At 41.5% G+C, this 24,282-nt stretch carries 26 protein-coding genes, 2 pseudogenes and 2 riboswitches; of the genes and pseudogenes, 23 read left to right on the top strand and 5 right to left on the bottom strand.

Annotated features, from left to right (window positions below; genetic code table 11):
* Window positions 1–5 precede the first annotated feature (5 nt).
* From fabG to FZC88_RS05375, 13 genes are all read left to right on the top strand, one after another.
* Complete coding sequence (gene fabG, locus FZC88_RS05435; protein ID WP_148993935.1) at window positions 6–764, top strand: 3-oxoacyl-ACP reductase FabG; 759 nt, start codon at window positions 6–8, stop codon at window positions 762–764.
* Window positions 765–785: 21 nt separating this feature from the next.
* Window positions 786–1,235 (top strand): MaoC family dehydratase N-terminal domain-containing protein, encoded by a 450-nt coding sequence (locus FZC88_RS05430; RefSeq protein ID WP_148993934.1) that lies wholly within the window; start codon window positions 786–788, stop codon window positions 1,233–1,235.
* Window positions 1,232–1,633: a MaoC/PaaZ C-terminal domain-containing protein gene (locus tag FZC88_RS05425; RefSeq protein WP_148993933.1), complete on the top strand. Its 402-nt coding sequence runs from the start codon at window positions 1,232–1,234 to the stop codon at window positions 1,631–1,633. Before FZC88_RS05430 ends, FZC88_RS05425 begins: the two co-directional genes overlap by 4 nt.
* Window positions 1,634–1,797: 164 nt before the next feature.
* Window positions 1,798–1,903, top strand: a riboswitch (SAM riboswitch).
* A gap of 128 nt (window positions 1,904–2,031) precedes the next feature.
* Window positions 2,032–2,145, top strand: a complete 114-nt coding sequence (locus FZC88_RS24370) for a YezD family protein (RefSeq protein ID WP_397541174.1) — start codon at window positions 2,032–2,034, stop codon at window positions 2,143–2,145.
* A gap of 99 nt (window positions 2,146–2,244) precedes the next feature.
* Window positions 2,245–2,943, top strand: coding sequence for a phosphoadenylyl-sulfate reductase (locus FZC88_RS05415; RefSeq protein WP_148993932.1), 699 nt, complete (start codon window positions 2,245–2,247; stop codon window positions 2,941–2,943).
* Between the two features lie 57 nt (window positions 2,944–3,000).
* Window positions 3,001–4,023 (top strand): inorganic phosphate transporter, encoded by a 1,023-nt coding sequence (locus FZC88_RS05410; RefSeq protein WP_148994293.1) that lies wholly within the window; start codon window positions 3,001–3,003, stop codon window positions 4,021–4,023.
* Window positions 4,024–4,064: 41 nt separating this feature from the next.
* Entirely contained in the window at window positions 4,065–5,210 is a 1,146-nt protein-coding gene (sat, locus tag FZC88_RS05405; protein WP_148994292.1) for a sulfate adenylyltransferase, read from the top strand.
* Between the two features lie 13 nt (window positions 5,211–5,223).
* Entirely contained in the window at window positions 5,224–5,826 is a 603-nt protein-coding gene (gene cysC / locus FZC88_RS05400) for an adenylyl-sulfate kinase (protein ID WP_148993931.1), read from the top strand.
* A 12-nt stretch (window positions 5,827–5,838) separates the two neighbouring features.
* Window positions 5,839–7,449: a nitrite/sulfite reductase gene (locus tag FZC88_RS05395; protein ID WP_148993930.1), complete on the top strand. Its 1,611-nt coding sequence runs from the start codon at window positions 5,839–5,841 to the stop codon at window positions 7,447–7,449.
* Window positions 7,450–7,462: 13 nt separating this feature from the next.
* Complete coding sequence (locus tag FZC88_RS05390) at window positions 7,463–7,687, top strand: DUF3906 family protein (protein WP_148968939.1); 225 nt, start codon at window positions 7,463–7,465, stop codon at window positions 7,685–7,687.
* A gap of 13 nt (window positions 7,688–7,700) precedes the next feature.
* Complete coding sequence (cobA, locus tag FZC88_RS05385; RefSeq protein ID WP_148968940.1) at window positions 7,701–8,477, top strand: uroporphyrinogen-III C-methyltransferase; 777 nt, start codon at window positions 7,701–7,703, stop codon at window positions 8,475–8,477.
* Window positions 8,478–9,233, top strand: a complete 756-nt coding sequence (locus FZC88_RS05380) for a sirohydrochlorin chelatase (protein WP_148993929.1) — start codon at window positions 8,478–8,480, stop codon at window positions 9,231–9,233.
* Complete coding sequence (locus FZC88_RS05375; protein WP_187443355.1) at window positions 9,214–9,765, top strand: NAD(P)-dependent oxidoreductase; 552 nt, start codon at window positions 9,214–9,216, stop codon at window positions 9,763–9,765. The genes FZC88_RS05380 and FZC88_RS05375 overlap by 20 nt, the downstream gene beginning before the upstream one ends.
* On the opposite strand, the pseudogene FZC88_RS24365 reads toward FZC88_RS05375, so the two are convergent.
* The 3 genes and pseudogenes from FZC88_RS24365 to FZC88_RS05360 all read right to left on the bottom strand — a co-directional run.
* Window positions 9,739–9,964: pseudogene (locus FZC88_RS24365) on the bottom strand (tyrosine-type recombinase/integrase); the annotation flags it as partial. The gene FZC88_RS05375 and the pseudogene FZC88_RS24365 sit on opposite strands and share 27 nt — an antisense overlap.
* Window positions 9,965–10,018: 54 nt before the next feature.
* Window positions 10,019–10,549, bottom strand: a complete 531-nt coding sequence (locus tag FZC88_RS05365) for a hypothetical protein (RefSeq protein WP_148993927.1) — start codon at window positions 10,547–10,549, stop codon at window positions 10,019–10,021.
* 49 nt (window positions 10,550–10,598) lie between these two features.
* Window positions 10,599–10,796 carry a hypothetical protein gene (locus FZC88_RS05360; RefSeq protein ID WP_148993926.1) on the bottom strand — a complete coding sequence of 66 codons (198 nt, stop codon included), beginning with the start codon at window positions 10,794–10,796 and terminating at the stop codon, window positions 10,599–10,601.
* A 183-nt stretch (window positions 10,797–10,979) separates the two neighbouring features.
* Window positions 10,980–11,081, top strand: a riboswitch (purine riboswitch).
* A gap of 123 nt (window positions 11,082–11,204) precedes the next feature.
* On the opposite strand from FZC88_RS05360, the gene FZC88_RS05355 reads away from it, so the two are divergent.
* The 10 genes and pseudogenes from FZC88_RS05355 (at window position 11,205) to menC (ending at window position 22,141) form a co-directional block, all read left to right on the top strand.
* Window positions 11,205–11,792 carry a xanthine phosphoribosyltransferase gene (locus FZC88_RS05355; protein WP_148993925.1) on the top strand — a complete coding sequence of 196 codons (588 nt, stop codon included), beginning with the start codon at window positions 11,205–11,207 and terminating at the stop codon, window positions 11,790–11,792.
* The gene (locus FZC88_RS05350; RefSeq protein ID WP_148993924.1) at window positions 11,792–13,096 is read left to right on the top strand and encodes a nucleobase:cation symporter-2 family protein; all 1,305 of its coding nucleotides are present in this window, start codon (window positions 11,792–11,794) and stop codon (window positions 13,094–13,096) included. The genes FZC88_RS05355 and FZC88_RS05350 overlap by 1 nt, the downstream gene beginning before the upstream one ends.
* Before the next feature lie 177 nt (window positions 13,097–13,273).
* A complete protein-coding gene (locus FZC88_RS05345) occupies window positions 13,274–14,836 on the top strand; it encodes a fatty acid--CoA ligase (RefSeq protein ID WP_148993923.1) in 1,563 nt (520 codons plus the stop codon).
* A gap of 119 nt (window positions 14,837–14,955) precedes the next feature.
* Window positions 14,956–15,396 carry a cell wall hydrolase gene (locus FZC88_RS05340; protein ID WP_148968948.1) on the top strand — a complete coding sequence of 147 codons (441 nt, stop codon included), beginning with the start codon at window positions 14,956–14,958 and terminating at the stop codon, window positions 15,394–15,396.
* 282 nt (window positions 15,397–15,678) lie between these two features.
* Window positions 15,679–16,581 carry a peptidoglycan-binding domain-containing protein gene (locus tag FZC88_RS05335; protein WP_148993922.1) on the top strand — a complete coding sequence of 301 codons (903 nt, stop codon included), beginning with the start codon at window positions 15,679–15,681 and terminating at the stop codon, window positions 16,579–16,581.
* Between the two features lie 231 nt (window positions 16,582–16,812).
* Window positions 16,813–17,670: a MurR/RpiR family transcriptional regulator gene (locus tag FZC88_RS05330; protein WP_148993921.1), complete on the top strand. Its 858-nt coding sequence runs from the start codon at window positions 16,813–16,815 to the stop codon at window positions 17,668–17,670.
* 20 nt (window positions 17,671–17,690) lie between these two features.
* Window positions 17,691–19,062: pseudogene (locus FZC88_RS05325) on the top strand (YjiH family protein).
* 17 nt (window positions 19,063–19,079) lie between these two features.
* Window positions 19,080–20,207 carry an amidohydrolase gene (locus tag FZC88_RS05320; protein WP_148993920.1) on the top strand — a complete coding sequence of 376 codons (1,128 nt, stop codon included), beginning with the start codon at window positions 19,080–19,082 and terminating at the stop codon, window positions 20,205–20,207.
* Window positions 20,208–20,220: 13 nt separating this feature from the next.
* On the top strand, window positions 20,221–21,042 hold the full coding sequence (locus FZC88_RS05315) for a GNAT family N-acetyltransferase (protein ID WP_148993919.1): 822 nt from the start codon (window positions 20,221–20,223) through the stop codon (window positions 21,040–21,042).
* Window positions 21,032–22,141 (top strand): o-succinylbenzoate synthase, encoded by a 1,110-nt coding sequence (menC, locus tag FZC88_RS05310; protein WP_148993918.1) that lies wholly within the window; start codon window positions 21,032–21,034, stop codon window positions 22,139–22,141. Before FZC88_RS05315 ends, menC begins: the two co-directional genes overlap by 11 nt.
* 233 nt (window positions 22,142–22,374) lie before the next feature.
* On the opposite strand, the gene FZC88_RS23850 is transcribed toward menC, so the two are convergent.
* On the bottom strand, window positions 22,375–22,512 hold the full coding sequence (locus FZC88_RS23850; RefSeq protein WP_187443505.1) for a hypothetical protein: 138 nt from the start codon (window positions 22,510–22,512) through the stop codon (window positions 22,375–22,377).
* A 451-nt stretch (window positions 22,513–22,963) separates the two neighbouring features.
* Window positions 22,964–23,446 carry a ribonuclease H-like YkuK family protein gene (locus FZC88_RS05305; RefSeq protein WP_397541168.1) on the bottom strand — a complete coding sequence of 161 codons (483 nt, stop codon included), beginning with the start codon at window positions 23,444–23,446 and terminating at the stop codon, window positions 22,964–22,966.
* Window positions 23,447–24,282 lie beyond the last annotated feature (836 nt).

Raw genomic sequence — 24,282 nt, 5'->3', positions numbered from 1 at the left:
TGTGAATGGGTGAAAGATTCAGAGGGAAAGTAGCTTTAGTAACAGGCGGGAGCAGGGGGATCGGTAAAGAGATTGCCAAGCTTTTTGCTCTAGAAGGGGCAAGAGTTGCCATCCTTGACGTGAATGAAAAAGCATTTTTGGAAGTCAGTGAGGAATTGAGCGAATATGAACTATATACAAAGGTTGCGAATGTAGTAGAATCCCAGGAGGTAGAAGAGGCCATAAACGAAGTATTTGAAACTTTCGGCTCCGTTGATATTGTCGTCAACAATGCAGGAGTCATCAGAGATAACCTGCTGTTTAAAATGACTGATACAGATTGGCAAACGGTCATGGATGTGCATTTGAAAGGATCATTTAACGTAGCGAAAGCAGCGCAAGGATATATGGTGAAGAACGGGTATGGCCGAATTATCAATATCTCTTCTACCTCTGCACTCGGTAACCGGGGACAGGCAAATTACGCTACGGCTAAAGCAGGTCTTCAAGGTTTAACGAAAACTCTAGCAATAGAGCTTGGTCCTCTGGGTATTACGACCAATGCTGTCGCCCCAGGATTTATCGAAACGGAAATGACTAGAGAAACGGCAAAACGGATCGGAATAACCTTTGAACAACTGGTGGAAGCGAGTCTTCAAGGCATTCCGGTAGGAAGAAGCGGACAACCGGAAGATATAGCGAATGCAGTGGCGTTTTTTGCGGATGAAAGATCGTCATTCGTTAATGGACAAATCCTCTACGTAGCTGGAGGGCCTAAAGCCTAATGGGAGAAAGAGGTGAAGGATATGTTTCAATCTTATATCGGTAAACGCTCAACTTCCATAGAAAATTGTGTGGAAAAAGGAGCGGTTCATAAGTTTGCCGAAGCCATCGGTGATCCACATCCCATATATGTGGATGAAGAAGCAGGAAAAAGGTCCAGATACAGGGGGAATATTGCTCCCCCTACTTTTCCACGAGTGTTCGACTATGGAACGATTGAAAGTTTTCATTTACCTAACGTCGGATTAATTCATGGGGAACAATCTTTTCATTATGAAAGACCACTAAAGGTCGGGGAATGTATTCAGTGTTATACAGAGATAAAAGATTACTATGAGCGGAAAGGGTCGGGTGGAACACTTGGCTTTCTTGTAATAGAAGATATCGGAGAAGACTCAGGAGGGAGTAGGATTTTCACCTCCGAAGCGATCGTCATTATCACTGAAGCGGTCAGAGAGAGGTTGGGAAAATGACTAAACTATCATCCTTTAATATAGGTGAAACGCTTCCCATTGTTGAATTAGCTCCAGTCTCGAGAATCGACTTAATCAAATACGCAGGCGCATCCGGGGATTATAATCCCATTCATACGATTGATGATGAGGCACATAAATTGGGTCTTCCAGGTGTCATTGCCCATGGCATGTGGTCAATGGGTAATGTCTCCAAGCTTTTTAGTGATCATTATGAAGAAGGATTTATCAAAGAGTATACCGTCCGCTTTAAAGGGATGGTTTTTTTGGACGATGTCATTACATTGATTGCAGAAGTATCAGAAAAACAGGATGATCATTTGCATTTTAAAGTTTTTGCCGTCAATCAGGACCAGAAGAAAGTGATTGACGGTAAATTGATATTTCAATTATTTTGATCATTCTTGTAAAAATAGTGTCCTATAGCTTTCATAAAGCGAATAGAAATAAAGAGAATGAAGGATTTCCAAGAAAAATAAGTCAAAATACTTAAATCCGATAGAAAAACTCGGGTTGACTTCCCAGCAGAATGTGATATTATTTAGAATATTAAAATTAATAACTCTTATCCAGAGTGGTGGAGGGATCTGGCCCCGCGAAGCCCAGCAACCTACGTTATGTAAGGTGCTAATTCCAGCAAAATGTGAAGTCATTTTGGAAGATAAGGTATTCTTACCTGAACAACTTTCCAAAATGGAAGGTTGTTTTTTTCATTCATGATTTTTCTGGATAAGATGAAAATTGGGGGAATCATGTGACTAAAGAAAATAATCAAGAAGCACAGTATGATGTAGTAGTGGATAAGATCACTTCGATGTTGAAGACGATGAGTTTCGGGTCAATTACCATTGTGGTTCAGGACGGTAAAGTCATTCAATTGGAGAAAAACGAGAAAGTGCGAATTAAATAAGCTGACTAGACAAACTAGAGGCGCATAACACAGATAAAGGAAATCCCTATATCTTGTTATCGCCTCTTTTTGTTTGGATGAGCGGGAAAGGGGTGTATCATGTTAACCTATCAAACTTGGAAAAAACCATCAGTCCAATTTGAAATTGATCCGGTCTATAAAGGAGCGGTAAACGTACTTGAGTGGACGTATGATCATTATGGTGAAAGAGTCGTATATGCATGCAGTTTTGGAATAGAAGGGATCGTATTAATCGACCTCCTAACCAAAGTACAGCCTGAAGCAACCATAGTATTTCTTGATACAGGTGTTCATTTCAAAGAAACCTACGAAACGATTGAAAAGGTGAAGGAAAAGTATCCGGGTATTACCATTCATATGAAAAAGCCTGAATTGACGATCCAAGAGCAAGCAGAAACATATGGTGATAAGTTGTGGGAGCGAAATCCGAACCAATGCTGTCAAATTCGAAAGCTCGACCCTTTAAAAGAAACCTTATCCAAAGGAAATGCCTGGATTTCAGGATTAAGAAGGGAGCAATCACCGACAAGAAGTCAGGTTGAATTCATCAATAAAGATGATAAGTTTCAATCGGTTAAGATTTGCCCTTTGATTCACTGGACCTGGAAAGAGATTTGGAGGTATGTCCATAAACATAACCTATCCTATAATCCACTTCATGATCAGGGGTATCCAAGTATCGGATGCTTTCATTGCACAACGAAAGCCATAGACATCAATGATCTCCGCTCCGGAAGATGGAAAGGAAAAGGGAAAACCGAATGCGGTCTTCATTAAAAGAGGTGACATTCTTTGTTTGAAGTATTCGCCCTGATCATAAGTTTGTTTTTCGCTATGAACATTGGTGCCAGTGGAGCGGCAGCATCGATGGGTGTTGCGTATGGTGCAGGAGCCATAAAGAACATCAGGGTTGCATTATGGATCTGCTCAGCCGGTGTCCTGAGCGGGGCGGTATTAGGTGGAGGAGAAGTAGTTAAAACCATAAGTTCAGGGATTATCCCTCAACATGTACTCTCCATCAAAATCGTGGTCATCATATTGTTATCCGCCACCATCTCCTTGTTTCTGGCAAATGTGATCGGGATCCCGCTGTCTACAAGTGAAGTAACGGTCGGAGCGGTTGTAGGAGTCGGAGTCGCATATCAAGTTCTTTATGTGAAGTCACTCTTAACGATCATGTCATTCTGGGTGATTGTCCCGGTCATTGCCTTCGGAGTTACGTGGGTATTCGGTATAGGTTTAGTAAAGCTTGAAAAGCGCGGTTTCCATTTTGAAAAAAAGTGGCTTGCATACCTTTTGATCATCGCTGGGTTCTTTGAAGCCTTTTCGGCAGGGATGAATAATGTAGCCAACGCCGTCGGTCCATTAGTGGGTGCGGGCTTAATGTCTCCCTCGCGGGGGATTTGGCTGGGAGGTTTATTCGTTGCCCTCGGAGCTGTCTTACTGGGGAAAAAAGTAGTGGAAACAAACGGGAAAAAAATTACACAATATTCAAAAGCCGAAGGAATTGTCATTTCCTCTACAGGAGCGATCCTTGTGATGGTGAGCTCACTGTATGGATTACCGATCCCGCTGACTCAGGTTACTTCGTCCTCTATCATTGGCCTCGGGATGGCGAAGAACGGCAAACATATGCTGCAAAAGAAAATTGTCAAAAAAATCGTCAAAATATGGGTGGTATCCCCTTTGATTTCACTCAGTATTTCATATTTTTTAGTAAAGCTCGTGATCGATAGCGATATGTATTCGATCGTGGTTCCAATAAGCGTCATTATCGCAACTGTGGGAGCATTATCCCTTATGCGGGTGATCAATGAAGAAAGGCGATCCGTTCACGAAGACGGAGGCGGAATTTAATCTTAATTCCGATTAAAACTATATGTTAAGGAGGATAAATGATGAGTTTACAGCCCCACGGAGGAACACTTGTTCAATCATATTTACCAGAAGAATCTTATGAGGATATTCTCCATGAAATCCCTTTAGACGAAACCGCGTTAAGTGATTTGGAACTCATTGGAATAGGTGCTTACAGCCCTATAAATGGATTCTTGACCGAAGTAGATTATCACCAGGTGGTGGAAACATTACGATTGCGAAACGGCAATGTATGGAGTATCCCGATTACCCTGCCCATAGCAAAAGAAAAAGCAGGAGTCGTAAAGAAAGGCTTAAAGAGCCGTCTTGTTTATAAGGGAGAAACCTATGGACTCATTGAAGTAGAGGATATTTATGAACCGGATAAACAGAAAGAAGCTCTTCTCGTATACGGAACGACCGACGCGGATCATCCAGGTGTCAAGAAATTATTCCAACGGGGAGATGTGTACGTAGGTGGGAAAATCAGTCTTATTAAACGTCTTTCCAAACCTTTCACCGAGTATACATTTGACCCAAGTGAAACCAGAAAGTTGTTTAAGGAAAAGGGATGGAAAACGATTGTCGGATTTCAAACGAGAAATCCTGTTCACAGGGCCCATGAGTATATTCAGAAAACGGCATTGGAGACCGTGGATGCACTCTTCTTAAATCCCTTGGTTGGCGAAACAAAGGCAGATGATATCTCAGCGGGCATCAGAATGGAGAGTTATGAAGTTCTGTTACAGAACTATTACCCTAAAGATCGTGTGTTTTTAGGAGTCTTCCCTGCTGCCATGAGGTACGCGGGTCCAAGGGAAGCCATCTTCCATGCACTGGTACGAAAAAATTATGGATGCACGCATTTTATCGTCGGGAGAGATCATGCAGGTGTTGGCGATTATTATGGTACCTATGATGCGCAGAAAATATTTGATCAGTTCAGTGAAAGTGAGATAGGGATTACCCCTCTCCGCTTCGAGCATAGTTTTTACTGTGAGAGGTGCGAAGGGATGGCGACTACGAAAACATGTCCTCATGATAAGAACGATCACGTTATTTTGTCAGGGACAAAAGTAAGAGGGATGCTCCGCAACGGGGAAGTTCCCCCTTCAACGTTCAGTCGCCCTGAAGTGATCGAAGTGTTAATTAGAGGTCTAAAACAAGAAGCTGGACAAACGAGTTAAGGAGGGTACGGGGTTGAATGAGAAAACAGAAAACATCGTATGGCATGAAACCGCAGTAACGAAACAGGAGAGACGAAATAAAAATGGACATCAAAGCTTTATTTTATGGTTCACGGGTTTATCCGCTTCAGGGAAATCGAGTGTCGCCAATGCATTGTCTCACTCCCTTTTCCAACTAGGGAAACAAGTCTATGTTCTGGACGGAGATAATGTCCGTCATGGATTAAATCATGATTTGGGATTCAAGGAAGAAGATCGTAAGGAGAATATCCGGAGAATCGGTGAGGTGTCCAAACTTTTCATCGATAGCGGACAAATTGTGCTGACGGCCTTTATTTCACCTTACAGGGAAGACCGTGCTCTCGTACGAAATTTAGTGGAGACTGATGAATTTATCGAAGTATATGTGCATTGTTCGTTAGAAGAATGTGAAAAACGTGATCCAAAAGGATTGTACAAAAAAGCCCGTAAAGAGGAAATCACTCATTTCACAGGAATCAGTGCTCCTTATGAGGAACCTGAAAAACCGGAAGTGGTACTGGATACAGAAAAACATTCAATTGAAGAATGCGTGGAGTACTTACTAACTGTATTGAATCAAAAACAGCTTATATAGGGGGAGAAAAGCATGGCATATTCAAAATCATGGGAGTCAAATGAAAAATTGAATAAAACGGAACAATGGAAATTGGAAAAAGACGGGTTGTCTATCTTTGAAGATATCCCATACTATGCGGAAAACGGATTCTCTTCGATTCCGAAAGAAGAGTGGGATAAGTTTAAATGGGCAGGTTTGTATTTACAAAGACCAAAGGAAGACGGCTATTTCATGATGAGAGTGAACGTCCCGTCGGGCATCCTGACCTATGAACAGGCACGGGAACTTGCTGCCATTTGTAAAGAGTATGGAAGAGACGTTTATGACATCACCACCCGCCAGGCGATCCAATTTCACTGGTTGAAGATTGAACAGATTCCCGACATCTTTAATCGTCTGGAGAAGGTCGGATTGTCTTCTGCCGGTGCATGTGGTGATATCACACGTAATATCGTCGGGAATCCCCTGGCAGGAATCGACCCTGATGAACTTTTCGATACAAGGAGCATTGTGAAAGACGTATATGATTTCTTCCAGCACAACGAAGATTTTTCAAATTTACCTCGAAAATATAAAGTAGCAATCTCCGCAAATATCAAGAATGCGTCGAATGCTGAAATCAATTGTGTTTCCTTTGTTCCGGCAAAAAAGCTGATAGACGGTAAAGAAGAAGTCGGCTTCCATCTGAAGGTTGGTGGAGGATTGGCCGCAAGACCATTCCTCGCCCAGGAGTTGGATGTATTTATCCTTCCTCACCAAGTGAAGGAAGTTGCGATAGCCGTCACCACGATTTTTCGCGACTTCGGTTATCGGGAAAAAAGACATATGGCCCGGTTGAAATTCTTAATGGCAGATTGGGGTCCAGAGAAATTCAAGGAAACGCTATTACAGTATGTTGAGCTTTTACCTGCGGGAGTGGATGCCGTGGAAGGTTGGAATGCGGGATATTTCTACGGAGTACATCCACAGAAACAGGAGGGACTCAATTATGTGGGGCTGAATGTACCGGTTGGGCGCTTAAATTCTGATGAAGTATATGAGCTTGCGAAGATTTCCAAGAAATACGGTAATGGAGAACTGAGAAACTGTAACTCTCAAAATCTCATCATTCCAAATATACCAGATGAACACGTTGATGCTTTGCTTTCTGAGAAAATCTTTGATCGCATTTCAACAAGTCCCCTATCCTTCATCGGATATTCCGTATCATGCACAGGAATCGAATATTGTAATTTAGCTTTAGTGGAAACGAAGGAACGGATGAGACAAATCGCCAATCAATTGGATCAGGAACTTTCATTGGATGTCCCTGTCAGAATCCACATGGTCGGATGCCCGAATTCATGCGGTCAACGACAAATCGCAGATATCGGGCTTCAAGGAATTAAAATGAGAACGAAAGATAAGAAGATGATCGAAGCATTTGAAATATACGTAGGAGGAACTCTTCAGGACGGTGGAAAACTGAATGAAAAATTAAAAGGGAAAGTGGAGGCCGGCAAACTGACAGGGGTGGTCAAGCAATTGCTCCTTCATTTTAAACAAACAAAAGAACCGGGAGAAGCCTTTTTTGACTATATCAACCGGGTTGGTACCGCTCCCCTTCAAGAATCGTTAGACCAATTACTTCAGGAAGCTTAAGGAGGCACAGGGGATGAATTTGTATCGATTTGAAGTCACTACTCGCGTTTTTGTCACGATTGTCGTAGTCGCGGCTGAATCAGATGAGTTGGCCTTTGATCTAGTAGAAATAGAACTTGAGAAGTATTTTTTGAAAAAACCTGATGTGGTAGACATCTCTCTTTACGAGAAACGTAGAATCCGGGGAAATGGTGCAGGGTTTGTTCTGCATGAACAGGAAACAATCATTAAATCTTAAGGAGGAATAATGGATGGGGAAAGTTTACCTGGTGGGAGCGGGTCCTGGAGATCCTGAATTAATCACATTAAAAGCATTGAAATCAATACAAAAAGCAGACGTCATATTATATGACCGTCTGGTGAATAAAGAGCTTCTCACCTATGCGAAAAAAGGAGCCGATTTGATATACTGCGGGAAACTGCCAAACTATCATACGATGAAACAAGAAACAATCAATCATTTTCTCGTGCGTTATGCTGCCAGCGGAAAGGTAGTGGTGAGATTAAAAGGAGGGGACCCCTTCGTATTTGGAAGGGGAGGAGAAGAAGCAGAAGCACTTGCCAAGAAAGGAATTCCCTTTGAAATCGTCCCCGGTATCACTTCAGGTATAGCAGCGGCTGCCTATGCAGGGATTCCCGTTACACACCGGGAATCCAGTTCAAGTGTCGCCTTTGTCACAGGGCATAAACAAAATAATCAACAAGAAGATGAAAAATGGGAGAGTCTGGCCAAAGGAATCGATACCCTGGCAATATATATGGGGGTGGGGAATCTCCCTTACATTAAAGAAAAGCTCATTCAATATGGGAAGTGCAAGGATACTCCTGTGGCACTTGTCCACTGGGGAACAACAGAAGTGCAAAGAACCGTGACAGGGACTCTGGAAACGATAAACGATATAGTGAAAGAAGAAAAGATCGAGAATCCAAGCATGATCATCGTAGGAGAAGTGGTCCGTTTCCGGGAGAAGATTCGATGGTTTGAAGAAACCTTTGAAAAGAAATCGATCATGAGCGAGGCACTTTAAATGAAACACGCAATCTTATACGTGTGCCATGGAAGTCGTATTAGAAAAGCCCGTGAAGAAGCCATAGATTTTATTAAAAGGTGCCAGAATCAAGTGGAAGCGGAAATCCAGGAAATAAGCTTTCTTGAACTTGCATCACCTTCCATTGAAGAAGGGTTTAAAGCATGCGTGGAAAAAGGGGCTTCACACGTTTCCGTCGTTCCCCTTCTCCTTCTGACTGCGGTTCATGCAAAAAAAGACATTCCAGATGAAATTCAAAACTGTCAAGAAGCCTACCCCTGGATTACGGTAACGTATGGTAAGCCCATTGGGGTTCACGATAAAATGGCTGAAAGTGTTATAAAGAAAATACGCGATGCTGCTTCAATTGACTCTTCGACCGTCGCCGTATTGATAGGGAGAGGAAGTTCAGACCCCGATGTTTCAAAGGATTTAGGAGCTCTTGCTGAACTTGTGCAAGCCAAGGCTAAGTTAGCAGATGTAAGGACCTGTTACTTAACAGCAGCCTCACCAAGCTTTTTGGACACGTTGGAATCTGTAAAAAATACAAATGGAAACGTCATTTTCATTCCTTACTTGCTGTTTACCGGTTTACTCATGAAAGGAATTGAAAGGAAGATCAGCCAAACGGAAAATGCGCATATCATTCTGGGTGATTATTTAGGGTATGACCCCCTTGTGGAAGAAGCATTCCTGGACCGTGTGAATGAAACCCTCAGCGTTAAAGGAGAATCCTATGCTGCCAGTCATGATTGATGTAAACGGAAAACAAGTTACGATTGTAGGCGGAGGGAAAGTGGCCTATCGGAAGCTCTTTGTATTTCTAGAGCAAGGAGCGATGATAAAAGTCATCAGTCCTGAAGCTGTTGATGGAATTCAAGCATTACATGAAGAAAAAAGGATTCTATGGATCAAAAGAGAAGTGGAACGAGATGATTTACGAGATGCTTTTATCGTCATCGCTGCCACGAATGAACGATGGGTGAATGAACAGGTGAAAATACACTCTGAGGAAAACCAACTTTTATGCGTGGTGGATGACGGTGATTGCGGAAATATGCAGATGGTCTCCTATAGGCAGAAAGGGAATTTAACGATTGCCGTTTCAACCGGCGGAGCAAGTCCATTCTTAGCTAAAAAGCTTACCGATCAAATCTTCCAACCATTTGATGATTCCTATATAGAAAAGCTTGGTTTCATTGCCTCAAAGAGAAAAGAAATCAAGGCATCAGACTTATCTGATGGGGAGAAAAAGAAGCTATTAAAGGAACTTTCTGAACGGGTGTAAAGTGGATGAATACTTTAAGAAGGCGTCAATTTTGTCTGCAGCTTCACCTTGCATTGACGGGAATACATGCGAGTATATGTTCATCGTCGTATCTATTTTCGCATGTCCAAAGCGTTCCTGTATAACCTTTCGGATTAATTCCGTTGGCTAATAAGAGAGACGCATGGGTATGTCGTAAATCATGAAATCTTATCTTCGGCTTTGGAACAGCAATAAAAACAACCCGTCACAATTTGAGTGGCGGGCTTTTTCGTCATTGCATCATCTCGCTCAGGTCGTTTGTCAAATCTACAAGTTTTTCGTTACCGACAGTCATGTCTCCAGTCAACTCGGTCAGCCGGTTCGCATCCAGGTTCTCTACTGCCCCCGGAGTATCCGTTGCTACTATCTCGAAGTGACTAAGCGCATCCAATAGGCGGTCGTGCAATTCCTTTCGATCAGCCGGAATGTCCAGCGATTTAAACTCCTGAATGTCGGTGTATAGCTTATCACAAATGTACTGTAGGTCTTGCTGATATTCTGCAGATACCATAAGCAACGGATCGGATGAACCTTCGATTAAGGTCTGACTAAAATCAGACATCGTGGTCGACAGTCCGCTGAGCATGTTCGCAACTGCCTTGTCGTAATCTGCGGTGTTGTCCTTTGGCGCTTTTGGCTCAGTTTTCTCCGCCTTCTCCTCAACCTTCGGCGGCGCTGCTTTGCTTTCCTCTTCGCTTGTCTCTACGTTCATGCACCCCGTCATTAATAGTAACACCAACCCAACCGCCATTAATTTTTTCATATTCCGTTCCCCTCTCGTTGTGTTTGTAGGACTTGCGACATACTTCGCATCACCTTCTCCAATTTATTCCATACCGCTCGTCAAGTATGACAGCTTTCGATGCAAAACGTTCGTTTTCGTCGGCGAAACTGGAAGATTCTTGCGTAGCTTCAGCCTGTGTTTTCACCGATGACCTTCTGATTGTCGCTTTAACGTGATTAATAAAGTCCGGAATATCTCCTGATTGACCCACTTCGGTTGAGCTCACGTCCTCATACGGAAACACTACTGGGTCATATCCAAATGTGCGCTTACCATTGAAAAGGATTCACTGGTTAGTGACATGCATTGTCGTGAATTCATCAAACACGAACGAAAAAGGAAAAAAGTATCCTAATCGTTAAGAAATACGTCTTTACAAAATCGAAAAGAACCGATATAATCCGTATTATAAACCGAAAAGAAGCACACTCATATAATAGCGGGGATATGGCTCGCGAGTTTCTACCGGATTACCGTAAATGATTCGACTATGAGTGAGCAATGGATTGTCCGTCAATTCGGACGCTCTTTGCCTAACCCAAAGGTCATTGTCTCACTCTATCAAGAGAACAATAGCCTTTGGGTTTTTTTTGTAGACTTCCAGGTTTTATTACAGTAAAGGAGCGTTTTGAATATGAATTTATTAAAAAATAAAATTGAAGATGAAGGTGTCGTCCTTTCAGGTACTGTATTAAAGGTAGATTCATTCCTGAATCATCAAGTGGACCCTGAATTGATGATGGAAATCGGGAAAGAATTTGCACGTCGTTTCAAAGATCTGGGAATTACGAAGGTGTTGACCATTGAGTCGTCCGGAATTGCTCCTGGCGGGATGGCTGCTCTTCAATTGAATGTTCCACTTGTATTTGCACGTAAGCGTAAATCGTTAACCCTTTCAGAAGGGGTTATTACATCGAAGGTTTACTCCTACACGAAGCAGGAAGAAAACACAATCTCTGTTTCCAGTAAATACATAGGAGAAAATGATCGTGTCCTATTGGTTGACGATTTCTTGGCAAATGGACAAGCGGCCCTGGGATTAATCGATTTAGTTAAGCAAGCAGGCGCAAATGTTGCCGGAATCGGGATTGTTATTGAAAAGTCCTTCCAAGACGGAGGCAAGCTCGTTCGTGAAACAGGATACAGAGTTGAATCATTAGCGGAAATCCAATCCCTTGAAAATGGGAAAGTGACATTCAAGCAAGAGGGGGCGCGGGTATAATGAAAAATCAACCTATTAAACTGGCGTCACTCGGGATTCAGCACGTACTCGCTATGTATGCGGGAGCGGTCATCGTTCCGCTGATTGTAGGAGGAGCATTAGGATTAACGGGAGAACAGCTCACTTATCTGGTCTCCATAGATATCTTCATGTGCGGGATCGCAACCTTATTGCAAGTATGGAAGAATCGTTTCTTCGGGATAGGACTTCCGGTCGTACTCGGATGTACGTTTACGGCAGTAGGGCCAATGATCGCGATTGGTGGCCAGTATGGTATTTCAGCGATCTATGGTTCCATTCTGGTTTCAGGTTTATTCGTCGTTCTAATCAGTAAGTACTTTGGGAAACTGGTTCGTTTCTTCCCTCCTGTAGTCACTGGCTCTGTAGTAACAATCATAGGGATTACCTTGATTCCAGTAGCCATGAACAATATGGCAGGGGGACAAGGGAGTGCTGATTTCGGTTCATTGGAAAATTTGTCTCTTGCTTTTGGTACGTTATTTTTTATTTTAATCCTCTATAAATTCTTTACCGGTTTTGTTCGCTCTGTCTCCATTTTACTGGGATTGATGGCAGGAACAATCGTTGCATTTGTTTTAGGCAAAGTAGATTTTAGTGCGGTTGGGGATGCATCCTGGTTTCATATGGCAAAACCTTTCTACTTTGGAATGCCGACATTTGAGATAACAGCCATTCTAACCATGATCCTTGTAGCGATGGTGAGTTTAGTGGAATCAACAGGTGTTTATTTTGCTCTCGCTGATATCAGCGATAAAGAGGTTTCAGAAGAGGATTTATCAAGGGGCTACCGTGCTGAAGGGCTGGCAATCGTACTTGGTGGATTATTCAATGCATTCCCTTATACCGCTTATTCACAAAACGTAGGCTTGATCCAGCTTTCGGGTGTGAAGAGAAACAGTGTAATTTATGCAACAGGAGCATTTCTCGTGATCCTTGGATTGGTACCAAAGATTGGTGCTTTAACGACAGTGATTCCTGCTTCAGTATTGGGAGGGGCGATGGTGGCCATGTTCGGGATGGTCGTAGCTTATGGGATTAAAATGCTTAGCCATGTGAATTTCGCATCTCAAGAAAATCTATTGATTATCGCCTGTTCAGTTGGAATGGGATTAGGAGTAACCGCTGTTCCTGAATTATTTGCTCAGATGCCATCCAGCATCCGAATCTTGACGGATAACGGGATTGTTGCAGGAAGTATAACAGCCATTGGACTGAATATGTTTTTTAACGTGTTTTCTAAACGTAAGCTCAATGTTGTGTTGAATGAGCAGAAAGCGTCGTAATTATTGTTGTAGAAAGAACGTCACCATTTCTCAAGTAGAAGGTGACGTTTTTCTTTATGGATATATTTCTGAATTATCAGATATTAAAGGAGGGTATACGGACAACAATCTCGAACATAATTGATTAGGGAATATTGCTGAAATTGGTATAAATAACTTCATTAAAGGGGGAGAAATATGTACGCAACAACAGGATCCATTTTTGATCAAACGGTAGAAAAATTTCGGAACAAGGAGGCGATTGTAGAAGAGAAAACAGGTACCCGATTAACATTTGCACAGTGGCAGGATGAAGTTCATCGTGTAGCCAATGCGTTGCTAAAGGCTGGTGTGAAAAAAGGAGATCGGGTTTCGACGTATTTATATAATACGCTGGAGTTAGCATCTGTGTACTTTGCTTGTGGAAAGATTGGTGCGGTGATTAACCCAATTAATTTCCGGTTAAAGGCTCAAGAAATACACTACATTTTAGAAGATGCCGAACCAAAGGTAGTGATTTTTGAAGAAGCTCTCACCATTCCAATTGAGCAGATTTCACAAGTCTTTCCACAGACCCTTTTTTGGTATGTTGGAGAAGATGCCCCTACCTTTTCTCAAAGTTATAAAGGTGTTGTGAATTCATGTTCTAATGACTTAATAGACATCCTGGTAGAAGAAACAGACGCATATGCGATCATGTATACGAGCGGGACTACCGGGAGGCCAAAGGGTGTGCTTCACAGGCATAGAGATATGGCTGAGCAAAGCTTGATTTGTACATCTGTAATAGGACTGACACCAAATGATATAGGACTTGTTACAGCACCTATGTTTCATTGTGCCGAGCTTCATTGCTGCTTTCTTCCGCGCGTTCAAGCGGGAGCGAAAAATATTATCGTTCATCAGTTTCAACCGCAAACCGTATTGGAAGTGATTGAGCGGGAAAAGGTCAGTTCTTTTTTTGCCGCGCCAACAATGTGGAACATGCTTCTGCAACACGGGGTGGATGATTATGATACTTCTTCTTTACGGATCGGTCTATACGGAGCAGCCCCGATGGCACCAGTCCTTGTGAGGGCTCTCCATGAGAAAATGAAGATTGACTTGATACAAGCCTATGGTCAGACTGAGATGGGTCCGGCAGTTACCTTCCTCCTTCAGGATGAGCAGTTAACCAAGACAGGCTCGGCAGGAAGGGCTGCCTATAATCATGAAATACGTGTAGTCAAACCGAATGAAAACGGTCCTTCTGAACCGGATGATCTTTGTAAGCCTGGTGAAGTCGGGGAAATCATTGTTCGCGGTTCCTGTACAATGCTTGAATATTTCAATCGCAAAGAAGCAACGGAAAGAGCATTGTATAAAGGCTGGTATCACTCCAGTGATTTAGGTTATATGGATGAGGATGGGTATCTATACGTCGCTGATCGGGTGGATGATATGGTGATATCAGGGGGAGAAAATGTGTATCCCCGTGAGGTAGAGGATGCACTGCACGCCCATGACGATATTGTAGATGTAGCCGTCCTTGGTCAGCCTCATGAAAAATGGGGAGAACAGGTGATTGCCGTTGTTGTGTCCAAAAATCCTGCATTGTCTTCGCAAGATCTCGATCTCTTTTTGAAAAATGGAGATTTGTTGGCTGATTATAAACGTCCCCGTGAATATATATTCGTAGAAGAACTTCCTCGGAATGCAAGTGGTAAGATTCAAAAGTTTTTACTTAGAGATAATATTTTTCGGAAAGAAAATTCGCGATAAAACGAAGGTCCTTTCGCAGGACCTTCTTTACATTTTCTGATAATGGCGATTAGGCACTGAGTATAGGACAGTCCGACTGCCCATATATTGATATGAGGAATATGGGGAAGGGTGATATAATGCCGTTAATAAAGCATAACGAAGAAGAGGTTAAACTTCTTGCCAGGTTAATGAGAGCAGAAGCTGAGGGTGAAGGAAATCAAGGGATGATGATGGTCGGGAATGTAGGTGTAAATCGGGTATTAGGTGATTGTTTGGATTTTAAGAATATCAGAAGCATTAAACAAATGGTCTATCAAAGCCCTGGAGGGTTCGAAGCTACGCAAAAAGGATACTTTTATCAAAGGGCAAGAAGTAACGAACTCGACATGGCTAGAAAAGTAATCAATGGTCGACGGATACATCCAGCAAGTTTTAGCATGTGGTTTTTCAAGCCCGCGGGGAATTGTCCAAGTAAATGGTATAATCAAGCAAATTCGGGCCGATTCAAAAGTCATTGCTTTTATCAGCCTACCCGTACGGATTGTCCAACTGTCTTTCAGTCCGGTTTGCAAGGATAAGAATGATCAAAATATATTATGTGGAAAGTATCGGACAAAAAAACATTTGAATTTTTCAAGTGTTTTTTTGTTTTTTTCTCTGTTCACATCTTTTTTTAAGAATGGGTGATGGGGAATTTACCTTAAATTTCATATATGCAAGTATTTATTTTTTTCAAAAATACATAAACGTCAGGTAGAAATAATTTGAAAAAATGTTCGCAATTCGAGTCATGAGACGAGATGTTTTGGGGATAGTAAGATTTGTAACTATAACTTTCAACATAAGGATGGTGTACTGAAATGAAAAAGTTTTTAACCAAAAAATCTTACGAAGAAAAAAGCAGCCTGGGGGATAAAATCATTAAGGGGTTCGGCACTTTTGTTCTAGCTCTTATATTGCTCCTTTCCATGTCTTCAGTCAGTAATGCTGTTGGTAAAGATGCAAAAGGACCCGATGTTTATGTCATTCAGGGAATGCTTAAGTCCATAGGGAGCTACGCAGGTAAAATTCATGGTAAGTATGATGGCACCACTGTTCAGGGAGTGAAGTATTTTCAGAAAAAACATGGACTCCCAGTTACAGGTGCAGTGGATAATAAAACGTTTGAATCAATTACCTATACTTACTCAAAACTGAAGTTCCCATCACCATCAGGTGGTAAAAACGAAGGTCAAGGAGCAGGCGAAGGCCAAGGAGCAGGCGAAGGCCAAGGAGCAGGCGAAGGCCAAGGAGCAGGCGAAGGCCAAGGAGCAGGCGAAGGCCAAGGAGCAGGCGAAGGCCAAGGAGCAGGCGAAGGCCAAGGAGCAGGTGAAGGCCAAGGAGCAGGCGAAGGCCAAGGAGCAGGTGAAGGYCAAGGAGCAGGCGAAGGCCAAGGAGCAGGTGAAGGTCAAGGTGCAGGCGAAGGCCAAGGAGCAGGTGAAGGTCAAGGTGCAGGCGAAGGCCAAGGAGCAGGTGAAGGCCAAGGAGCAGGTGAAGGTCAAGAAAAAGAAGAAGACATGGGAGAAGAACAAAAACCTGAAAAAGAAGGTCCAGTAAAAATCGAAGAACCAAGTAAAGAACCAAGTAAAGAACCAGCAAAGGAACCAGCAAAGGAACCAAGTAAAGAACCAGCAAAGGAACCAAGCAAAGAACCAGTGAAAGAACCAACAAAGGAACCTATCAAGAAACCAAAACAATATAAAGGATCTCAAGAAAGTAACTAAGTTTAAAAACAAGAGATCATTCAATAGTTTTCCATAAAATGGCGTCTGATATTTTATATCGGGCGCCATTTTCAGGTTGTGAAGTCTTTTTAAAAGGAAGCATTTCGCTTCGACTGCATTCTTTCTACTTGGAAATATCAGAATTATAAAATTTCTCATTGAATATGAAGTATATAATACACTATACTAAAAAAAAGAAGGATTTCCTTCAATGAATAGAGAGGAGAAGTCATGGTTCAAAAATCGATTGCACGAATCATTAAAGAAAACTATACTTCCTTATCTGCCGGACAAAAAAAAGTGGCTGAGTTGATTCTTCAACATCAAGGTGAAGCAGCGATACTCACGGCTTTTCAGATGGGGAGGAAAGTTGGTGTAAGTGAAACAACTGTGATCCGATTAGGCTATGCGTTAGGCTTTAAAGGATATTCTGAAATGCAGGAAGTGGTGCGAAGGGATTGGTTAGAGAAGAAGAAGGTTAATGGAAATGAATCAATTCCTTCATCCTCTACAGATGGTGGTGAGGAGAGTGTATTCAGTAAGGTCATTGAGAAAGAAAAATCCGTCCTGGAGCAGCTAATGAGTCAATTAGACGTGAAAGAAATTTGGAAAACCATTGATCGCTTAATACAATCAGAGCGAGTTTATATTGGTGGATTTGGGAGTTCTTATGGAGCGGCGTATTGGATGTATTATACGTTAAAACAATACAGGGCAAATGTATTCCTCTCTAGTCCAGCAGGATTTTCACCTGAAGATATATGTGATTTGGATCAACGTTCCACTGTGGTTATGTTTTCGTTTCCCCGTTTCCGCACAGATTCCATTGAGCTTGTGGAGGAGGCAAAAAAACGAGGTTCTTATGTCATTGCGATCACCAATAGACAATTATCACCAATCGGACAGATTTCTGACCTTACACTCACAACCGAAGAAGGGATGAATTCAGGACATCATTCAATTGCATCTGTCGTTAGTTTAGTTGAAATCATTTTAATAGGTCTTCAACATCGAGATCAAGACAATATAAGTATTCGGCAAAGGAAGCTAGAGCAATTATATACAAATCAGGGGTTATTTATTGAATAAAACAGAGGGGTGGAGAGTGTATGAACGGGGTCTCACAAACGAATGAAAAAATAGAAGCGAAAGCATTTACTACCATTGACATATGGAAATTCCTGGTCCCATCATTGATTGGAATCCTATTATTTATTGTACCGATTACAACAGAAACTGGCATAACGATTCCCGTCGCTTATTTAGCCGGACAAATTAATGTGCATTTAGGTGAAGTTATCCCTGCTATGACAGTAATGATTATGGCGCTCTCTGTCATAGGGTCACTCATAGCGATAACGATCAAACCAGCCCTTATTACAAAAAGTCGATATTTGAGCACTCTTTTAATCATTAGTCCGTTTTGGCTTGTTGCACGTGTCCTTGGAACAGTGTTTGCCGTGATGACGATTTATCAATTAGGACCAGGGATGGTTTTCTCAGAAAATACGGGTGGACTCTTAATCTATGATCTGATTCCTATTCTATTTTCTACTGGCTGGTTTACTCCTTCCGCTCCTTCTTAACTTCGGATTATTAGAGTTCTTTGGTGCCTTATTGCTGAAAGTGATGAGACCAGTTTTCACTTTACCGGGCCGTTCTTCACTCGACTGCCTGGCGTCATGGGTAGGAGACGGCACAATAGGTGTTCTTCTGACGACTAAGCAATATGAAGAAGGGTATTACACCAAACGGGAAGCGGCTGTGATTGCCACTACTTTCTCGGTTGTTTCCATTACGTTTACGATTGTGGTCATTTCTTACTTGAACTTAGAGCAATATTTCCTTCACTATTACGCAACGATTATCTTTGCCGGTCTTGTAGCTGCATTAATCATGCCACGGATACCACCATTATCAAGAAAACCGAATACTGGTTATGAAAGAACTGAGTTAAAGAACGAAACAGGGATTCCATCTGATTTCTCCGTTGTTAAATGGGGCTTTCACCAAGCTGTATCGAAGGCTAAAAAAAATAATGGACCTGTTTCTGTCGTGAAAGAAGGCGTTCAGAACGTATTGGATATGTGGCTTGGTGTCTTACCGATCGTTATGGCGATAGGCACAGTAGCATTAGTGATAGCAGAGTATACACCTTTTTTCACCTATCTTGGGAAACCTTTCGAACCAATCCTTACCATCATGCAAGTTCCTGAAGCAAGTGAAGCGGCCCAGACCATGGTCGTCGGATTCGCCGATATGTTCCTTCCTGCTGTTATCGGTAGTGGAATTGAAAGTGAACTTACCCGTTTTGTCATTGCATGTGTATCTGTTACACAATTAATCTATATGTCTGAAATGGGTGGATTGCTTCTCGGTTCGAAGCTGCCTGTCAGTATCGTAGATTTGATTTTGATCTTTCTAATCCGGACATGTATTACTCTACCAATTGTCGTAGTGATTGCACATATGATTTTTTGATAGGAGGAAGAAACACAATGAAATTTGTAGATGAACATCATGATGAGATTCTAAAAACCTATCAGGAGCTGCATCAGCTGGCTGAACCGAGCTGGATGGAAGAAAAGACATCCAGCTATTTAAAAACTAAACTTTCAGAGGCTGGTTTTTCTGTTAAAACATACGAAGGGCACTACGGATTTATTGCAGAATTAAAGGGTGAGCAGTCAGAGGTAATTGCTCTTCGTGCCGATATGGATGCATTGCTTCAAGAAGTGGATGGGGTGGTTAAACCGAATCATTCTTGTGGTCATGATGCCCATAGTACAATGGTTTTGTATACAGCTCTTGCTCTTGCTCTTGCGGAAAAAAAACTGAATCATACGGTTCGCTTTATCTTTCAACCCGCTGAAGAAAAGGCAGCAGGGGCTCTGAAAATGATAGAAGAGAATGTTCTCTATAATGTTAAGTTTCTTGGAGGGATTCATCTTCGACCTGAAATGGAGGTCCCTTATGGAATAGCTGCTCCCGTCATCGTTCATAGCTCTACTGCTACGCTTAAGGGAACGATTAAAGGAATACCTGCACATGCAGCAAGGCCGGAACACGGGAATAACCCCCTGGAGGCAGCCTCTTTATTAATTCAAGCGGTCAAACGGATCAGGTTGAATGTCAACAATCATTATTCCATTAAGATCACGGAGCTGCACGGAGGTGAATCATCCAACTCCATTCCGGAAAATGCACATTTCACCTTCGATTTAAGAGCTGAATCGAATGACACCATGACAGCATTATTGGAAAAGGCAGAACAGGTGATTTCAGGTATACAACAAGAAACGGATACCGGCATCACCTATCAAGTGGAAGAATATCTACCAGCGGCTGTAAGGGATCCACGGGCAATCGAGCTGTCTCGTGAAGCCATTCGTTCGGTTCTTGGAGAGGACAATGTGGCATCGGCATGTATCTCTCCTGGTGCAGAAGACTTTCATTTTTATTCGCTCAATCATCCTGGTTTATCTTCTACTATGATTGGGCTTGGATGTGGTCTCTCACCAGGATTGCATCATCCTTCAATGGAATTTAATCAAGAATCTCTGGTTTATGGAACAAAGATATTAATAGAGATGTTATTAGTAGCGGATCGGCACGACTGGATATGAGGAGGTAGAGATCGTGAAACATGAAGAACAATCATCATTGAAGATCCGGATGCTACACAATGTAGAGGATTTAGAGGATGTCAGAAAATTGGAGTCACTTGTGTGGAGTTTTGAAGATTCTATACCGGTTAATCAGAGTGTAGCTGTGGTGAAGAACGGCGGGTTTATTCTTGGAGCCTATTATCAGGAGAAGCTTATCGGCTTTCAATATAGTTTTCCCGGTTTTGATGGGAAAAAGGTGTATCTTGTATCCCATAGTTTAGGGATACATCCCGATTTCAGGAGATTTGGGATTGGAGAAAAGTTGAAACGAGCACAAAAAAATACAGCCGGTGAGATGGGATATGATGTCATCACCTGGACGTATGATCCGTTGGAAACTGTGAACGGTAACCTGAACTTACATAAACTAGGTGCTGTTGTGCGTAAGTATATCCCCAATATATATGGAGAAATGTCCGATCAATTAAATGCAGGAATAGCGACGGACCGGTTTCTTGTAGAATGGTGGATAAGTCAATCGAAGAGTAATAGTGTGACAGGGAATGACCTTCATTCTGCTATTGATTTAAAAGAATGTGAACATGGGTGGCTTGTAGATAAGGTGGATTTAACCATAAGCCAAAATCACATTTCCGTTTCGGTTCCGGGACATTTTCAGGAGATCAAAAGGGAAAATCTTTCACTTGCTATCGATTGGCGGAAAAAAACAAGAGATGTCTTTTCTCATTACTTAAATCATGGCTGGATTGTGACAGACCTAGTCAAAGATAATGAACACCCCGGACAATACCTATACCTCATGGAGAAAGGTGATCATGATAATGGAAATTAAACGAATCATTCTTAGACAGATCAAGATGGATTTATTGCATCCTTTTACGACGAGTGTAGGGACGGAAACGGATAAAACGATTATTCTCGTTGAAGTGAAATCAGCTTCAGGGATATCAGGATGGGGGGAGTCGGTCGCGATCACACAGCCGATCTATAACGAAGAAACGGTGGAAACCAACTGGCATATGATGAGCGACCACTTGATCCCTCTTCTTAAGGAGGAAGCGGTCCAACATCCTGATGAGGTGACCGGCAAATTTAAGAAAATCAGAGGCAATAATAATGCAAAAGCGGCCATTGAAGCTGCAGTTTGGGACCTATATGCAAAGGAAAACAACCTCCCGTTAGCAAAAGCACTAGGGGGGACCAAAGACAGAATCGAAGTAGGAGTAAGTGTAGGCATTCAGCAATCCGAGACACTTATGTTAAAACAAATTGAAGATTATTTAAAAGAAGGCTATAAGCGGATCAAGGTGAAAATTCAACCAGGATGGGATACCGGGATCATCAGATCGATTCGACAGGAATTTCCTGAAATTCCACTCATGGCCGATGCAAACTGCGCTTATTCTCTAAATGACATCGAAACCCTCAAAGCTCTGGATGAATTCGATTTAATGATGATTGAACAACCTTTGGATCATGATGATATCATTGATCATGCAAAGTTGCAGTCTCAACTTAAAACGCCAATCTGTTTAGATGAGAGTATTCATAGTTTTGAGGATGCGAGAAAAGCAATTGAACTCGGAAGCTGTAAGATCATTAATTTGAAAATCGGACGTGTCGGAGGTCTCACGGAATCAAAGAAAATCCATGATTTATGTGTGGAGCACAATATACCTATGTGGTGCGGGGGGATGCTTGAATCAGGGATAGGAAGGACTCACAACATTGCCATCACGTCATTGGGGAATTTCACCCTGCCTGGGGATACGGCACCATCTTCTCATTACTGGAAGCGGGATATCATTCAACCTGAGGTGGAAATGAAAGATGGATATATAGTTGTACCTGAAGCGCCAGGTATTGGATACGAGCCGGACTTGGAGCAGATCGAAGCGTTGACAATGTATAGTAAAGTTTTTCACTTTTAATGAATTTAGTCGATTTTCAAAACAGATACCACGAATCGAACGCTTGTTCTTTTTGGTGGAATTAAGCAAGTTGGTGCGAAAATGCCCGTAAACCAGAGAAAAACAAAGATTTTAAAAAGCGTTAACTTAAAAATATATTTAATTATACGAAAAAAATTGAGCACGGGGACCCCCGTGCTCATAGAGAGTATATAACCTCTTTATCAGATAAAACTATCAGTGGTATAGGTTTTTTACTTAGAAATTGCGTTTGCATTTAGGACAATGACATTTATGTTGATGATCCTTCTTATGGCATCCACAAGGGTGTCCATGCTTTTTACATCCGCAATCACGATGATGGTGATCTTTTTTATGACATTTACAGTCATGCTTGTCCTTAATTTTAAAACATTTCACTTCTTGTTCTTCGAATTCTCTTCTTCTTGGCATGTCGCAAACGTCATAGTCATCATCGCATGAACAGTGGATGAACATTAAGTTGTCCCAAAAACGACAACAAGGAAAATCATCTCTTCTGTTTCTATCACACTGATTGAAAAATGGGAACCACATAATAAATCCCCCTATCTTCTATAAAATTGTCAAGGTAGACCCCGACTTACTCTATACTATGCAACTTTGTCCACTGTGCTTGGGCAGAAGTCCTAATTTCTATGTGTTTTGATCAGATAAGGAGGGAGCAGATGTTCATTTGTTTGAGAATGAGAAGAAATAGCCGAGAAGAAAGAACCATGGATGTATACTAAACATCAATACAGACTGGAATATTTCCGCTTGTTTGGTATTTTTAATTTAGAGAACAATGTAATAGTAAGCCTTTTATTTTGTGTAACGGTTGGCATAACTGGAAGCGACGAAGGCATCAGGTTTAATTTTTGGTTCGACACCCATTGCTTCCATCCTTGCGACCATTTCCTTAACAAACTTGCTTGTTTTATTCTGTTTTCCGGCCCCAATATCAATATGTCCCTCGATTGAAAATGTAGCTCCTTCATAAAGATACGGAAGGATTATATCAATTAACTGATTTTTTCTTTCCTCAGTAAATAACGAAACAATTTCCTCGGATAATGACAATTCATAGGATATCCGCTCATGCAATTGCAGCATTCTCCTAGGGATTAACACTTTTCTTATGCATGCCCACACGCCATTTCCTTCATTTAATATCACAATCCCTGTTATGAAGGTGGTATGGGATTGATGAACTTGAGAATCAGTCCCTACCATTAATCGATAGTTACCATTTGGCTCCAATCGCATGAACTTTACAATATGTTCAAAGACCTTGTCAAATGACATCCCAATTTCCTGTAGATTTTGAAATGAGAAGTAATCATCATTACAGTTTTTCATCTTGTCAAATCACAGCTTTCTTAACCAATTTGTGAATGAAGAGAATAAATCTTATCCATATCCTATGATAAGAAATTATTATCGTGAGAGGAAAAAGATGCAGGTGAATTTGTTTTTGTCCTGAGGTATTTTCCGTTTCAAAAATATCTAGGGAATTAAGTTGAAATGGTAAAACGCCTTTATAATCTACAAATCAAATGGGATGATATTGGGATAATTGATTTAAGGAATGATAAAGAATTTAACTAAATCGATGTGAAGAATCTGTGTCGCACGGCATCAGAAGTGGAGGGGGGATAAAGTTATCGATTCCTCAACGATCGTTTCCAGTTTACAGTTTACATAATATTTATTATAGGAACATAAGTGAAATAACTGATTTAAGTATCATATCACAAGTATACTGTTAATATTGAGACAAAAGATAAAAATGAGACACTGTACATCAACAATTAAATTTGGTTAATCCTTTTCATTTATTTTGGTTTATTATCAGTTCCTAAATTCATTCTGCTCATGATACATTCAATCTGGTCATGCATCTTAATTATTGTATCAGGATATCAAATGATTTTTTAAGGATTTTCTTTTTATTATCTGATAATTTAACTAGTTGATTTCAATACTGTTTTGTTTTTTCTTCTTAATGTATTATTTCATTTGTTAGCTGCGTTCACGTTCATACTTATTTGTTAGTTTACATAATATCATCCTGGTCAGTCGATTTCTTTGCGATTATTTTCTACTTTATTAAACATTTCACTCTGGCTTACTTAACCCCT

Origin of the sequence: Rossellomorea aquimaris (assembly GCF_008180865.1) — a bacterium.
Classification (GTDB): Bacteria; Bacillota; Bacilli; order Bacillales; family Bacillaceae_B; genus Rossellomorea; species Rossellomorea yichunensis.
Note: the sequence above shows the minus strand (reverse complement) of the source record. Positions and strands in the feature narration are given on the sequence as shown.